15 protein-coding genes are annotated in these 12,860 nt (G+C 62.1%); 9 read left to right on the top strand and 6 right to left on the bottom strand.

Translation table 11 applies throughout. The features are described from left to right. The first annotated feature begins 3 nt into the window (after positions 1–3). Entirely contained in the window at positions 4–801 is a 798-nt protein-coding gene (gene zupT / locus ABRP93_RS02835) for a zinc transporter ZupT (RefSeq protein WP_023026231.1), read from the top strand. Between the two features lies 1 nt (position 802). Here zupT and ABRP93_RS02830 read toward each other — a convergent pair whose 3' ends face one another. From ABRP93_RS02830 to ABRP93_RS02820, 3 genes are read right to left on the bottom strand one after another with little or no spacing between them, the layout of a single operon-like run. Further along, positions 803–1,744, bottom strand: a complete 942-nt coding sequence (locus ABRP93_RS02830) for a DUF808 domain-containing protein (RefSeq protein ID WP_349867778.1) — start codon at positions 1,742–1,744, stop codon at positions 803–805. A gap of 3 nt (positions 1,745–1,747) precedes the next feature. Then, positions 1,748–2,284, bottom strand: coding sequence for a ribonuclease FAU-1 family protein (locus tag ABRP93_RS02825; protein ID WP_349886821.1), 537 nt, complete (start codon positions 2,282–2,284; stop codon positions 1,748–1,750). Then, positions 2,284–3,012, bottom strand: a complete 729-nt coding sequence (locus tag ABRP93_RS02820) for an Rv1157c family protein (RefSeq protein ID WP_023026237.1) — start codon at positions 3,010–3,012, stop codon at positions 2,284–2,286. Before ABRP93_RS02820 ends, ABRP93_RS02825 begins: the two co-directional genes overlap by 1 nt. A 269-nt stretch (positions 3,013–3,281) precedes the next feature. Between ABRP93_RS02820 and typA the strand changes: the two genes are divergently transcribed. Further along, complete coding sequence (gene typA, locus ABRP93_RS02815) at positions 3,282–5,192, top strand: translational GTPase TypA (RefSeq protein ID WP_349886819.1); 1,911 nt, start codon at positions 3,282–3,284, stop codon at positions 5,190–5,192. A gap of 9 nt (positions 5,193–5,201) precedes the next feature. On the opposite strand, the gene ABRP93_RS02810 is transcribed toward typA, so the two are convergent. Further along, positions 5,202–5,858: a GOLPH3/VPS74 family protein gene (locus tag ABRP93_RS02810; RefSeq protein ID WP_349886818.1), complete on the bottom strand. Its 657-nt coding sequence runs from the start codon at positions 5,856–5,858 to the stop codon at positions 5,202–5,204. Between the two features lie 88 nt (positions 5,859–5,946). On the opposite strand from ABRP93_RS02810, the gene ABRP93_RS02805 reads away from it, so the two are divergent. The 7 genes from ABRP93_RS02805 to ABRP93_RS02775 are packed head-to-tail and all read left to right on the top strand — an operon-like array spanning position 5,947 to position 11,703. Continuing rightward, positions 5,947–7,566 carry an ABC transporter family substrate-binding protein gene (locus tag ABRP93_RS02805; RefSeq protein ID WP_349886817.1) on the top strand — a complete coding sequence of 540 codons (1,620 nt, stop codon included), beginning with the start codon at positions 5,947–5,949 and terminating at the stop codon, positions 7,564–7,566. After that, positions 7,556–8,425, top strand: coding sequence for a PIG-L family deacetylase (locus ABRP93_RS02800; RefSeq protein ID WP_349886816.1), 870 nt, complete (start codon positions 7,556–7,558; stop codon positions 8,423–8,425). Before ABRP93_RS02805 ends, ABRP93_RS02800 begins: the two co-directional genes overlap by 11 nt. Beyond that, entirely contained in the window at positions 8,425–8,802 is a 378-nt protein-coding gene (locus tag ABRP93_RS02795; RefSeq protein WP_239267902.1) for a hypothetical protein, read from the top strand. Before ABRP93_RS02800 ends, ABRP93_RS02795 begins: the two co-directional genes overlap by 1 nt. A gap of 54 nt (positions 8,803–8,856) precedes the next feature. Continuing rightward, the gene (gene fdxA, locus ABRP93_RS02790; protein WP_023017724.1) at positions 8,857–9,180 is read left to right on the top strand and encodes a ferredoxin; all 324 of its coding nucleotides are present in this window, start codon (positions 8,857–8,859) and stop codon (positions 9,178–9,180) included. 3 nt (positions 9,181–9,183) lie between these two features. Continuing rightward, complete coding sequence (gene dapC, locus ABRP93_RS02785) at positions 9,184–10,272, top strand: succinyldiaminopimelate transaminase (RefSeq protein ID WP_349886814.1); 1,089 nt, start codon at positions 9,184–9,186, stop codon at positions 10,270–10,272. Between the two features lie 52 nt (positions 10,273–10,324). Beyond that, positions 10,325–11,113: a pseudouridine synthase gene (locus ABRP93_RS02780; protein ID WP_349886862.1), complete on the top strand. Its 789-nt coding sequence runs from the start codon at positions 10,325–10,327 to the stop codon at positions 11,111–11,113. Positions 11,114–11,142: 29 nt separating this feature from the next. Beyond that, positions 11,143–11,703 carry a GtrA family protein gene (locus tag ABRP93_RS02775; RefSeq protein WP_298693915.1) on the top strand — a complete coding sequence of 187 codons (561 nt, stop codon included), beginning with the start codon at positions 11,143–11,145 and terminating at the stop codon, positions 11,701–11,703. A 427-nt stretch (positions 11,704–12,130) separates the two neighbouring features. Here the strand turns inward: ABRP93_RS02775 and ABRP93_RS02770 are convergent, their stop codons facing one another. Together ABRP93_RS02770 and ABRP93_RS02765 are read right to left on the bottom strand one after the other, a co-directional pair. Beyond that, positions 12,131–12,607: a transcriptional regulator gene (locus ABRP93_RS02770; RefSeq protein WP_349886812.1), complete on the bottom strand. Its 477-nt coding sequence runs from the start codon at positions 12,605–12,607 to the stop codon at positions 12,131–12,133. Continuing rightward, the gene (locus tag ABRP93_RS02765; protein WP_349852589.1) at positions 12,600–12,809 is read right to left on the bottom strand and encodes a helix-turn-helix transcriptional regulator; all 210 of its coding nucleotides are present in this window, start codon (positions 12,807–12,809) and stop codon (positions 12,600–12,602) included. Before ABRP93_RS02765 ends, ABRP93_RS02770 begins: the two co-directional genes overlap by 8 nt. Positions 12,810–12,860 lie beyond the last annotated feature (51 nt).

Here is a 12,860-nt window from a genome sequence, read left to right as displayed (position 1 = left end):
ACTATGACCTTGTCCACGTTCGCCTTCGCCTTCGGCCTGGTCCTGCTGTCAGGCCTGTCCACCTCCATCGGCGGAGCGCTGGCTGTGGGAAAGCGCCAGCCAGGGCCCGCATTTATGGCTGCGGCCCTGGGCCTTTCGGCGGGTGTGATGCTTTATGTCTCCTTCATGGAAATCCTGCCGGAGGGCACAGAGCAGCTTAGCGATGCCCTCGGAAGCGAGAAATCCGGTACCTGGGCCGCGGTAGGCGCCTTCTTCGCCGGTATTGCGGTCATCGCGATTATTGACCGAATGGTGCCAGAAGAAATCAACCCGCACGAACCGGGCACGACCGAAGAAGATGCCCGGCGCGGCAGGTTGATGAAGACGGGCGTATTTACTGCGGTAGCGCTGGGCCTGCACAATTTTCCGGAGGGCTTTGCCACCTTCTTATCAGGCCTGGAGTCTAAGGAGATTGCGGTGCCGGTGGCCGTGGCGATTGCCATCCACAATATCCCGGAAGGCATCGCCGTCGCGGTGCCACTGCGGGAGGCGACCGGCTCGCGCAAGAAGGGCTTCTGGTGGGCCACTCTTTCAGGGCTGGCTGAACCGCTGGGCGCGCTCATCGGATTTGGCCTGCTCATGCCGGTATTGGGTCCGGCCACCATGGGCATTAGCTTTGCCGCCGTGGCAGGAATCATGGTGTTTATTTCCCTCGATGAGCTGCTTCCCACCGCGGAAGAAACCGGCGAGCACCACTACGCCATCTACGGCCTTATCGCCGGCATGGCCATTATGGCAGTATCGCTCATGCTGTTTATGTAATTTAGTGTTGCGCTTCTGAGGTGGCAGACGGCGAGCCGGTTGAGGCTTTGACGGCCATGACGATGCTGGCGATGACGAGGCCGAGGATGAGCCCGCACACCATGGACAGGCCGGTTTCGGCCAGCCAGCTCAGCGCGCCATTGTGGATGTGTTCAGTGGCGGCCTCGATAAACCCATGTGGCTGGTCTACTCCGAATTCATGCAGGCCTGTGGTGACGATATGCCCGCCTACCCACAGCATGGCGGCGGTGCCGATGATGCCGATGATATCCAGCACGATGGGCATGCCCTTGACCAAGGCATTGCCTAGCAGGGAATTGCCATCGCGGCGCCGGGCTAAGGCCAGGCCGATGTCATCCATCTTGACCAGCAATCCCACGGCGCCGTAGACGCCCAAGGTCAAGATGACGCCGACGGCGATGAGCGCGCCAAGGCGCAGCCAGAAGGGCTGATCGATGACCTCATTTAAGGAAATCACCATGATCTCAGCAGACAGGATGAGATCGGTGGTGATGGCGGATTTCACCAGGCTATCTTCGGCCTCGGGGCCCTTGTGCTGGACGGTATCGGTGGCATCGCTTGGGCTGGAGTGGAAGAAGGAGAGGATCTTTTCCGCGCCTTCGAAGCACAAATAGGTACCGCCACACATCAAGATGGGCGTGAGCGCCCACGGCGCGATCCAAGACAGGATCATCGCAATCGGCAGGATGATGACGAGCTTGTTGATAAGCGAGCCCTTGGTGATGCGCCAGATCATCGGCAGCTCGCGCTGCGGTTTGATGCCCTCGACGTATTGCGGGGTTACTGCGGCATCATCGACGACGACGCCGAGGGCCTTCATGGATGTCTTGCCGCCTAAGGCGGCCACATCGTCGACGCTGGAGGCGGCGGCGCGGGCAATTAAGGCGACATCGTCAAGCAGGGCAAAAAGGCCACCGGCCATGGCTTATCCTTCGGGGGCTAAAGTTATGTTGTCTGACCAAGACAAGTCTATGCCGTGGTGGGCAAGCCAGGCCATCGCATCGTCGCCGTGGCGGGTAATTCCCTCGACCGCGTTCAGGGTGGTGTCGATGGCGAGCTCGGCGTCCTCGGCGGAAATGAGGTCGGCAGACGTCGCCGCGGAGAGCTCGTCGATGTCGAGGACGGTGATGGGCTCGCCGGTGGTGGTCACCAGATCAACGTAGAGATCGCGGGTGGTCCATTCGTTGCCCTGGCGCTGGATTTCTGCGACGTCGATATAAAAGTCCTGCTCTACCTCAATGCCGGTGCGGAAGTGAAAAATATTTGCGCGCAGGTTGAGGCTTGGCAGCAGCCAGGATTCGAGGTAGCCAAAACGCGGGTGATCGGCGCCGCGCGCCATGTACAGGCCGAACTCGGTTTCAGTGTAGGTATCGACTTGGCGCAGGTAGCCCTTGGGATCGGTATTGGTGAAGTCCGCAGTATTAAAAGTCTCCCGCTTGACTGGGTGGAGATCAACGGCCATTACTTCACCTCTAGGAAGGCGGCGGTGGGGGCGAAATCGCATCGCGCCTCGGTGGTATTAACGGAACCGGAGAGCAGCGCAACGACCAGGCCCTTGCCGGTGTGGGCCGTGCCAGACAGCGTCGTGGGCCCATCCTGGTTGATGCCGTTATTGTGCAGCGGGGTAATGCCGCTTTGCAGGGTATTGATATTAAACCACTGCACGTTCATTCCTCCTTGGTCTGGTGCTGCCGGTGGGGTGCCCAAGGCGGTAAAGAGGAAGGCGGTCTCGCCCTCGCCGGCGCCGGGGGCGGGAATTTCCGTAGGGCCAGGTACCGCGATGGCAGAGCCGGTGGCGGCGTTGGTGCCGCCGATGCAGTGCGCGGAGACGGTAGGCCAATAAAATTGCCGGAAGTGCGGGTTATCGCCCTGCGGCATCGGAACGCCGCCATCTCCATCGCCGGTGCCAGCAAAGAAGTCCAAGGCAGACAAGATCGCATTGCGGGCGTCTTCAGGGATCCACGGCTGCGCGGCAAAGGCGCGCACGCGGTCCTGGGTCTCCGGGGTGGGGCGGCCGAGCTCATCTAAGGGGCTGGCGGGCATGTGCTGCTGTGCCAGTGAGGAGAGGTCCGGGGCGAAGGCCTGCGCGGGCGCAACCAGGGGAGAGGCAAGGCCAATAAGCGCGGCGGTGGCAGCGGCGATGTAGCCGGTGCGCCCGCTTAGGCGCCAAGAAGTGTGGGCGTGGCTCACGGTATCAGGTCCTTATTGTCTCGCAGGGAAAGAAGTATAACCTCATCGGTCACAGCAGTAACAGTAATAACTCTAGTAACGATAGTGATCCGCTGGGAAGTGTCAAGTACTAGGTCGTTTCAGGCACGCGAGACGTTACGGGGTGGCATAGGTCGCGTCCTGGCTCCCCAATGCTGCACTATGCCCTGTTAGGGGGTATCGTAGGACGTCGTTCAAGAACATTTCTCGCGCACCAGCGCTTGTAGATCCTCCGAAGGAGAACCCAACTAGTGAGTAATACCGAGTTCCGTAATGTTGCCATTGTCGCGCACGTTGACCATGGCAAGACCACGTTGGTCAACGGCATGCTGGAGCAGTCCGGTGCCTTTGGCGAACACGGTGAGCACACGGACCGCGTCATGGACTCCAACGATCAGGAGCGCGAGCGCGGCATTACCATTTTGGCCAAGAACACGGCCATCCGCCGCCAGGGTCTGGGCAAAGACGGCGCAGACCTCATCATTAACGTCATCGACACCCCGGGCCACGCCGACTTCGGCGGCGAGGTCGAGCGCGGCATTTCCATGGTGGACGGCGTCGTGCTGCTTGTCGATGCCTCTGAGGGTCCCCTCCCACAGACCCGCTTCGTCCTGACCAAGGCGCTAGAGGCCAAGCTGCCGGTCATCGTTTGCGTGAACAAGACCGACCGCCCCGATGCCCGCATCGACGAGGTTGTCACCGAGTCCCAGGACCTGCTGCTGGAAATCGCCGCTGGCCTCGAGGATGAGGAAGCCGCAGCCGCCGCTGAAGAGCTGCTCGATCTCCCCGTTCTGTATGCCTCCGGTCGCGCCGGCGTTGCCTCCACCGAGAACCCGGGCGATGGCAACGTCCCCGATAGCAAGGACCTGCAGGCGCTTTTCGATGTCATCTACAACGTCTTGCCCGAGCCTTCCGCTACCGTCGATGCCCCGCTGCAAGCGCACGTGACCAACCTTGACGCCTCCGACTTCCTTGGCCGTATCGCGCTGCTGCGCATCTACGCCGGCCGCATCAAGAAGGGTCAGCAAGTGGCCTGGATTCACTACGATGATGAGGGCAACCAGCACACCAAGACCGTCAAGGTCGCTGAGCTGCTGCGCACCGTCGGCTTCGAGCGTCAGCCTGCCGAAGAGGCCATCGCCGGTGACATCGTCGCCATCTCTGGTATTTCCGATGTCATGATTGGTGATACCATCGCCGATCCAGAAAACCCCGAGGCCCTGCCGCGCATCACCGTTGACGAGCCAGCCATCTCCATGACCATCGGTGTGAACACCTCGCCGATGGCAGGCCGCGGCGGCGGCACCAAGCTGACCGCCCGCATGGTCAAGGCCCGCTTGGAGCAGGAGCTTATCGGTAACGTCTCCCTGCGCGTGCTGCCCACCGAGCGCCCCGATACCTGGGAGGTTCAGGGCCGCGGCGAGATGGCTCTCTCCGTGCTCATCGAGTCCATGCGCCGCGAGGGCTTCGAGCTGACCATCGGTAAGCCGCAGGTTGTGACCCAGCAGATCGATGGAAAGACCTACGAGCCTTATGAGATCCTCACCATCGACTCCCCGTCGGAGCACCAGGGTGCCATCACCCAGCTGCTGGCCTCCCGCAAGGGCCAGATGCAGTCCATGGACGTGCGCGAAGGCGACTGGGTACGCATGATCTTCCGCGTTCCCGCCCGTGGCCTCATCGGTTTCCGCACCCAGTTCATGACCGAAACCCGCGGTGCCGGCATCGCCAACTCCATCTCCGATGGCCTCGATCTGTGGGCCGGCGAGATCAAGTCCCGCGCCACTGGCTCCCTCGTGGCTGACCGCACCGGCCAGATCACCCAGTACGCACTGATGCAGCTGGCTGACCGCGGCAACTTCTTCGTCGAGCCAGGCGCCGAGGCCTACGAAGGCATGGTGGTAGGTGCCAATAACCGCGATGAGGATATTGACATCAACATCACCAAGGAAAAGAAGCTGACCAATATGCGCTCTGCCACCGCAGACGCCACGGTCACTCTGGCCAAGGCCCACAAGCTCTCGCTGGAAGAGGCGCTGGAATTCTGTGGCAACGACGAGTGCGTCGAGGTCGCCCCAGACGTGCTGCGCGTGCGCAAGCTGGAGCTTTCCGCCACCGACCGCAAGCGCGCCGCTTCCCGCGCTAAGCAGATGAAGAAGTAATCTGCCGTCCTAAGTAGTGCCTGCGGTTGATACCGCAGCCGCCGCGATAATCGCCGTCGTCTCCTGCAGTATGGTTTTTACCGCAGAGGCGGCGGCATCGTCGTATTCCACCTGCTGCTTTAATTCTTTAATGCGGTTGCGCATCTCCCGGCGTTTCATCTCGGGCGCGTCCTCCTTGAGCAAGGGATAGGCGCCCCTAATTTCGCGGAGGATATCCAAGATGATGACGTCCTTGGCGCTAGGGGCTTCGGTGCCGTCAAGCACCGCAGCGAGCCTCTCGCGCACGCCATCTTCTAGCGCCGTATCCGTCATGATGTAACGATCGCCACCGAGCTGCCACCACGCGGAATCCTCAATTTCCAATTGGCCGCGGTCCCGAAAATCCTGGGCAATCTTCTCGCGCGGGGAGAACCACCGCGCCTGCAGCAGCGTTTTGACCGAGCCGGTCCGGTGCTCGTGCAGGCTATCCCACGCCCAGGCAAGCACTGGGTGCTCCGGCTTCTTATCCGTGGCGTGCACCTTATTCTTCGGCCCAATATATACCGCCTCGTGCAGGAGCAAATCGGTGAAAAGGCCGGCGCGCAGGGCGGTTTCATTATTGGATAGCACCTCCTTTTTACCGTTGTCCTTGGTAAGCAGGAGGAACATTTCTTGGCAGATAAGCATGGTGGGGAATCCCTTCAACAGTGATTTTGCTCGAGTTTAGCGCGCAGAATCTTCGTGTGGTGGGAAGAAGGTATTAAAGTAGTCCGCGATGAAAAATAGTCTCAAGGCCCGTGCACTTGCTGCCACTGCCGCCATCGGCCTCGCGTTTGTCAGCGGGTGCTCGGCCAATCCTGGCCCACCGCCGGTGGTAGAAGACTCGGACGACCAGGAATCTACCGCCCAGGAAACGGCATCAACGACGACCGCGACGGACGATGAGCCGCCGCGCGCGGAGGAAGAAAAGTCGCGGCCTACCATTTCCATCGGCGTCGATCCGCTGCGCGCCGGCCTTAACCCACACCTGGTGGCCAATAACTCCGAGCTCGTGGATCAAATCGCCGAGCTGGTCTTGCCGTCGACGTTCCACTGGGGACGCATGGATACAGACGTCCTAGAATCCGCCGCGGAGGTCACCGCGCCGGAGGGCGTAGCCCAGCGGGTGCGCTACGTCATCGCCACTCCCGCGCAGTGGTCCGATGGCACCCCGATTTCCGGGGCGGATTTCAACTACCTGTGGAAGAAGATGACCACCACCGCAGGCGTCAAGGACCCGGCGGGCTACCGCGCCATTTCCGCGGTGACTACCTCCGATGGCGGGCGCGTGGTCACGGTGGATTTTGCAGAGCGGGTTAAAGATTGGAAGCAGCTTTTCAACCAGCTGCTGCCCTCGCACCTGCTACAGAATTCCGATTTTGATTCGGCGCTGGCCAATGACATCCCAGCCTCCGCCGGCCGCTTCTCGGTCGATAGCGTGGACCGCAGCCGCGGGGTCATCACCCTCAACCGCAACGATCGTTTTTGGGGTGCCGACCCCGCCCACATCGACGTCGTCCAGCTGCGCGAGGTGCGCGATAGCACCCAGGCGCTGAATATGCTGCGCTCCGGCCAGATTGGGTTCGCGGACTTCACCCCGGATCAAACCTCGCAGGAGGCGCTTGGCTTGCTGGGGCACGTAAGCGACAAGACGGTTACCCGCCCGCGCCAACTGCGCTTGCACATGTCCACCGAGCAGGGTGCCCTGGAGGATGCGGCCGCGCGGCGCGGTCTGGCCTCGCTTATCGATACCGGGCAGGTCGCCCGGCTCGCCACCGGCCGCGCCTCTAACCTGAAGGCCGGGCATAACCCGGTTTCCGGCGAGGCGAACCTGACGGCCCTGCGCGAGCGCGCTAGCAAGAAGTCCATCCGCTTCGCCGTCGATCCGACCAGCCCCACGGCTTTGGCTGCGGCGAATACGCTTTACGATGTCCTCGAGGCCCACGGCATCCCCGCCGAGGTCACCACCGATAGGCTTACCACCATTACCTCTAAGCTGCTGCCGGAAGGCAAGGTGGATGCGGTCGTGACCTGGGAGGATATCACCCTAACTTCGCTGTCGGCCGCGAATATCTTCAACTGCGCCGAAGACGAACCGCTCGCAGGCGATCTCTCCGGGTTCTGCCCCGACAACGCCGCCGCAACGCGCATGGACATTCTGTCTGGAAAGATAAGCCCCTCCACCGCGCTGGGGCGAATCCGCGAGATCAACGCCCAGGACGTGTTATACGTCCCGCTCTTAGATGAAACGCGTGTGCACGCGCTGGGGGAGGGTATTGTAGGCCCCGGCCAAAGTATTGATGACTGGGATAAAGGTCTAGTCACAGCGCCGGTTTGGAGGATAGATGAGGACTAAGGACTTGGCGGGCTACCGCGTAGTTGCAGTGCACGCACACCCCGATGATGAAACACTTTTTACCGGCGGCACCCTCGCCACGCTCGCCGCGCGCGGGGCACAGGTCACGGTCATCACCCTCACCCTTGGCGAGGACGGCGAGGTCATCGGCGCGCCTTATCAAGGACTCGCCGAGTACGACCAGCTCGGTGGCTTCCGCGCCCGCGAATTGGACTGCGCCCTCACTGCCTTAGGCGTAGAAGGCATACAGCTGGGTGGATTCGGCCACTTCCACGATTCCGGCATGGTGGGATCGCCCTCTCACAATAACCCCCGTGCGCTGGTCAATCGCTTGGATGAGGCGGTAGATCTGCTCCGCGCGGAATTAGAGGTGCTCCAGCCGCACGCCATCTTGACCTATGGGCCGGATGGCGGCTACAACCACCCAGACCACGTGGCAGTGCATAGGGTGGCGGAGAAGGCGGCATCGGCAAGCACGCGCATCTGGTGGGCGATCTTTGACCGCGACGCCAATTACGCCGGCCTGGACACGCTCGATGCGCCCGCGGGCTGGCGCAAGCCCGATGCCGCGTACCTGGATAATTTCACCACCGCCGGCGCGGATCTGGCCTTCGCGCTTGACGATGCCGCCCTGCACGCCAAACGCGCCGCCATGCGCGCCCACGCCACCCAAATCTGGTTGGCCGATGGCACCACCACCGCCACCAACCCCGAGGCCGCCGTGGCCGCCGTCCACGACCCCGCCGCGGTGCCAGGGGCCTACTGCCTGTCCAATAGATTGCTCATGCCCTTGCTGCGTGCCGAATACTTCCAACTCGGCCGGGGCGAGCCCGCACGCGACCTCCTAGGGGATCTGTAATGCGCACTGATTTTAGCCGCGGCGAGCAGGTTACCGGGCTTATTTGGCTCTCCCTCGGCGCTCTGCTATCGCTGTTCCTAGAGGTCATTTACCTTACCGCCCGGATTCCGCTGGCTGATGGCGCGAGCATCGCGTTTCCCATCACCATCGTCATCGCCGCCGCCTTTAACGTGGTGCTAACCCGTACGGCGCGGCTGTGGAGTGATCGAACTTATATCGTGGCCATCCCGCTCATAGTGTGGGGCCTGGGATTTTTCGCGCTTATGCTGCTGGTTCCGATTACCGGTGATGTCATCGTGGGCAATAATATTCTCAGCTTGCTCCTGCTTTTGGCCGGAATCGGCGGCGGCGTTTGGCCTTTCCTAAAGCAGAAGTGACATACTATATTTCATCCCCAAACCCATGAAATCAGGAAGATTCAAGGATTCTCCATGACTTATACAATCGCTCAACCTTGCGTTGATGTAATGGACCGCGGCTGTGTTGAGGAATGCCCCGTCGATTGCATTTACGAAGGCAAGCGCATGCTCTACATCCACCCAGATGAGTGCGTGGACTGCGGCGCCTGCGAGCCCGCATGCCCGGTAGAGGCCATCTTCTACGAGGACGACGTACCCGATGAGTGGATCGATTACAACGATGCCAACGCAGCATTCTTCGATGACTTGGGCTCACCCGGTGGAGCGGCAGCCCTCGGCCCGCAAGATTTCGATGCGTCAATGGTAGCCGCGCTGCCCCCACAGAATCAGGAGTAAATCATGGCCCGCACACCGCTAGGACAATCGCTTCCGGATTTTCCCTGGAACTCGCTGGCTGGTGCCAAAAAGAAGGCCCAGGCGCACCCAGATGGAATCGTTGACCTTTCGGTGGGCAACCCCGTAGATCCGGTAGCCCCCGGCGTGCAGCTGGCACTATCCTCTGCCGCCGAGGCCCCCGGCTACCCGCAAACGCAGGGCACGCCCGAGCTGCGCGAAGCCATCGCCTCCGCCCTCCGCCGCCGCTACCGCATGGACGTGGACCGCGTCCTGCCCGTGGTAGGCACGAAGGAGGCCATCGCGTGGCTGCCCACCCTGTTGGGCATGCGCGGCGAGACCGTTGGCTTCCCCTCGGTGGCCTATCCCACCTACGAGGTCGGCGCCCTCCTCGCCGGGGCCACTCCGCTGCGCGCTGACGAGGACTTTCAAGCCGCCTCCCTGGTATTCATCAACTCCCCGTCCAACCCCACCGGCCGCGTCGCTGGGGTAGAGGAGCTGCGCCGCATCGTGGCCTGGGCCCGCTCGACGGGCGCCATCATCGCCTCCGACGAGTGCTATATGGGCTTGGGCTGGAACGATGACAACCCGCCGGTATCCATCCTGGATCCGCGCGTGACCGACGGCGATAATACCGGCCTAATCGCCATGCATTCGCTGTCCAAGTCCGCGAATATGGCCTCCTACCGCGCCGGATTCTTCGCCGGCGATAACGACCTCATCGCGGAGCTCTTGGAGCTGCGCAAGCACGCCGGACTCATCGTGCCAGGCCCGATTCAGGCGGCCATGGTTGCCGCGCTTGACGATGACCCCACCGAAGCCCTCCAGCGCCAGCGCTACGCCGCGCGCCGCGCCGAATTGATGCAGGCGCTCATCAAGGCGGGCTTTACCATCGACCACTCCGATGCCGGCCTGTATCTCTGGGCCACCCGCGGCGAAGACTGCCGCGAGACCATCGACTGGTTGGCTTCCCTGGGTATCCTCGCCGCACCTGGCGATTTTTACGGCCCCTCGGGCGCACAACACGTGCGCATTGGCTTAAACGGCACCGATGAGCGGGTGCGCGCCGCCGTCGAACGCCTCGCCAGTGCCTAACTCGCCTCGCGCCTTTCGCCCGCCCGCGCGGGAGGGGATTTCTCCCCGCAAGGTGGTCTTGCGCGATCGCGTTCCTTTAGAAGGCGAGTACTGGGCCGCCCGTGCCGGGGACTCACCCTTTCCGGAGGGAACCCTCCTTCCCGCGGGTGCAAGCCTCCCGCGGCCCATCCCCGCGTGGTATCACCCCTTCGTCCCGCCGGAGGATCCGATCCCCTTTGGATACACCGTCGTCCACGCGGATGACGACATCATTGTTGCCGATAAACCGCACTTTCTTCCCACCACCACGAATGGCCGCTTGCAGCGCGAAACCCTGCAAACCCGCCTGCGCGTGGACTTCGGCGAAGACGATATCGTGCCGCTTCACCGCCTCGACCGCCTCACCGCAGGCCTTGTCATCTGCTCGCGCAATCCCGCGACCCGCGCGGCCTACCAGCGCATCTTCCTGGAGGGAAGGGCGGTGAAGAGGTATAGGGGCATCGTCAAGCAGCCGCTTTTCTGCGATGAGGAAATCAGGCTGCCGATGCACAAGCCGCGGGGCAGCAGGCAGGTGCTCGTGGCTGATAATGGCACGCCGACCTCGACGTATGTGCGCGCTGCGGGGCGGGAGGTGACCATGTGGCCGCGGACGGGGCATACGCACCAGCTGCGGGTGCTACTGAACCATCTTGGGCGCCCGCTCATCGGCGATGACACCTATCCCACGCCGCGTCCGCTCAGCCTCTACGACTTCTCGCGCCCGCTTTCCTTGCTGCACGAAACTATATCTTTTATAGATCCTTTATCACATTCGGAGCGTCAGTTTTTCAGTTCGCGGGGATTAGGAACTACAATCAGGTAATTACTAACCTCCGGCAAGAAAGGCGGCCCATGGCAGACCTCAGCGTTGCGCGCTTTGCGTCCAATTTTGGGCAATTCCTTAAGTTCGGTCTTGTCGGCGGCTCGGGAACCGCGGTTAACCTCTTCGTGTATTTTCTCGCGCAGAAGTTGTTCGGCGCGGCGGATATCTTTGCCGAGGATCCCTTCATGAACCTCTTCGGTTCTGCATTCCACATCCGCTGGTACCACGTCTTTGCCACCATCTCCTTCCTCGTGGCCAATACCTGGAACTACCAGCTCAACCGCATGTGGACCTTCCGGACCGTGTCCAAGGTCTCTTGGATTCGCGGTTTCTTCCCGTTCCTTTTGGCGGGAATCGGGGCGTTTATCGTCAGTCAGGTCATCCTGACGCTGCTCATGAACCCCAACTCGCCCGTGGGGCTGCCAACCGATGTCTTCGATAACTCCACCGGATTGCGCACCAAGTCCTATTGGGCGCAGGCCATTTCCATCGTCGTGGCAATGCCCATCAACTTCATCATCAACAAGCTCTGGACGTTCCGCTCCAAGCCCAATAATCCAGTCGTCGTCGACGAGGTCGCGCCGGTTTAACTACCTTTCGTCGCTGGCCACGGCCCTGCCGTCCGCACGGCTCCAGCCGCCCCAGCCGCCCTTCGCACTCACCAGCGTGGGGCGCTGGGGTCTTTTTGTACCCGCCGGTGAGCGGCAAGGGCGGGGAGGGGCATCGTCAAGCAAGTGCGTGCGGGGCGCTCTTCCCTTCGCGCTCATGGGAAGGTGGACTTCGTGCGCAGCGCTCGCCCCCCGGTGGGCGGCAAGGGAGGCCTCGCCCTTCGCGCTCACCGCCAACGGTTGCCGGCGGCGGAACCTCCTCCCGATGAGCGGCAAGGGTGGGGAGGTCGGGAGCCGCTGACGCTAGCACCCCTTCGCGCTCACGGGGCGTAGCAAACGGAAACCACCCGCCGTCCGCGGTGAGCGCGAAGGGCGGGTGGTGGAGTGCGTATTGGAGGTGGAGTGAGCATTAGTCCTCGAGCTCGGTGTCGAGGCGGGACTGGTCGCGGCGGTTTTGCTTCCGTCGGAGTGCGGGCGAGATGAGGACGGACGTGATGGCACCTACGGTGGCGCCGATGAGGTAGGGGGCGGCGGCATCGGAAAGCGCGTAGGCGTGGTAGGCGATGCCGGCGAAGCAGAGGAACATCGGGATGAGGTAGAGGGCGGTCAAAGTCCAGTTGGAGCGGCCGGTGGGGGTGGCGATGTGCCTGCGCATCCAGGCGGCGCTGAGGGACGTGCCGGCGATGGAGGGGACGATGGCGAGGAAGGCGAGGAGGCTGAGGCGGCCGGGGAGGGACCAGGCGAGGATGGCGGCGACGATGAGCTCGAGGAAGGCGATTGGGGTCAGTGCGATGGCGGAGGCTTTGGTGAGGATGTCGCGCTCGAACTCGTCGGTGGAGGCGCGCTCGATCTGGTTGAGGGATATGTTGGCGATGGCGTTAATCATGTTGTTCAGCTCCAAAGATTTCTTCGACTGTTTTGCTTAGTTCGTGGCAGATGTCCAATGCGAGGTGCACGGACGGGGAGTAGTTGCCGCGTTCGATATTTGCGATAGTTTGCCGGGAGACGCCGACGCGCTCTGCTAGTTCGCCTTGCGACCATTCGCGCCAGCGCCGCCACTTGCGGACCATGTTGGGTTGTCCGGCCACATCATCACCTCTTTTGTCGTGTTTACATGACCGAATGTAAAGCAAACTTGA

The sequence above is a fragment of the Corynebacterium sp. KPL2850 genome (assembly GCF_040225855.1).
Taxonomy (GTDB): Bacteria; Actinomycetota; Actinomycetes; order Mycobacteriales; family Mycobacteriaceae; genus Corynebacterium.
Note: the sequence above shows the minus strand (reverse complement) of the source record. Positions and strands in the feature narration are given on the sequence as shown.

What these genes read in the sequence shown, in the direction of transcription:
- fdxA (WP_023017724.1), top strand. Translation starts at nt 8,857, where the DNA reads ATGACTTATACAATCGCTCAACCTTGCGTTGATGTAATGGACCGCGGC.
- ABRP93_RS02800 (WP_349886816.1), top strand. Translation starts at nt 7,556, where the DNA reads ATGAGGACTAAGGACTTGGCGGGCTACCGCGTAGTTGCAGTGCACGCA.
- ABRP93_RS02795 (WP_239267902.1), top strand. Translation starts at nt 8,425, where the DNA reads ATGCGCACTGATTTTAGCCGCGGCGAGCAGGTTACCGGGCTTATTTGG.
- zupT (WP_023026231.1), top strand. Translation starts at nt 4, where the DNA reads ATGACCTTGTCCACGTTCGCCTTCGCCTTCGGCCTGGTCCTGCTGTCA.
- dapC (WP_349886814.1), top strand. Translation starts at nt 9,184, where the DNA reads ATGGCCCGCACACCGCTAGGACAATCGCTTCCGGATTTTCCCTGGAAC.
- ABRP93_RS02810 (WP_349886818.1), bottom strand. Translation starts at nt 5,858, where the DNA reads ATGCTTATCTGCCAAGAAATGTTCCTCCTGCTTACCAAGGACAACGGT.
- ABRP93_RS02770 (WP_349886812.1), bottom strand. Translation starts at nt 12,607, where the DNA reads ATGATTAACGCCATCGCCAACATATCCCTCAACCAGATCGAGCGCGCC.
- ABRP93_RS02775 (WP_298693915.1), top strand. Translation starts at nt 11,143, where the DNA reads ATGGCAGACCTCAGCGTTGCGCGCTTTGCGTCCAATTTTGGGCAATTC.
- ABRP93_RS02825 (WP_349886821.1), bottom strand. Translation starts at nt 2,284, where the DNA reads ATGGCCGTTGATCTCCACCCAGTCAAGCGGGAGACTTTTAATACTGCG.
- ABRP93_RS02805 (WP_349886817.1), top strand. Translation starts at nt 5,947, where the DNA reads ATGAAAAATAGTCTCAAGGCCCGTGCACTTGCTGCCACTGCCGCCATC.
- ABRP93_RS02830 (WP_349867778.1), bottom strand. Translation starts at nt 1,744, where the DNA reads ATGGCCGGTGGCCTTTTTGCCCTGCTTGACGATGTCGCCTTAATTGCC.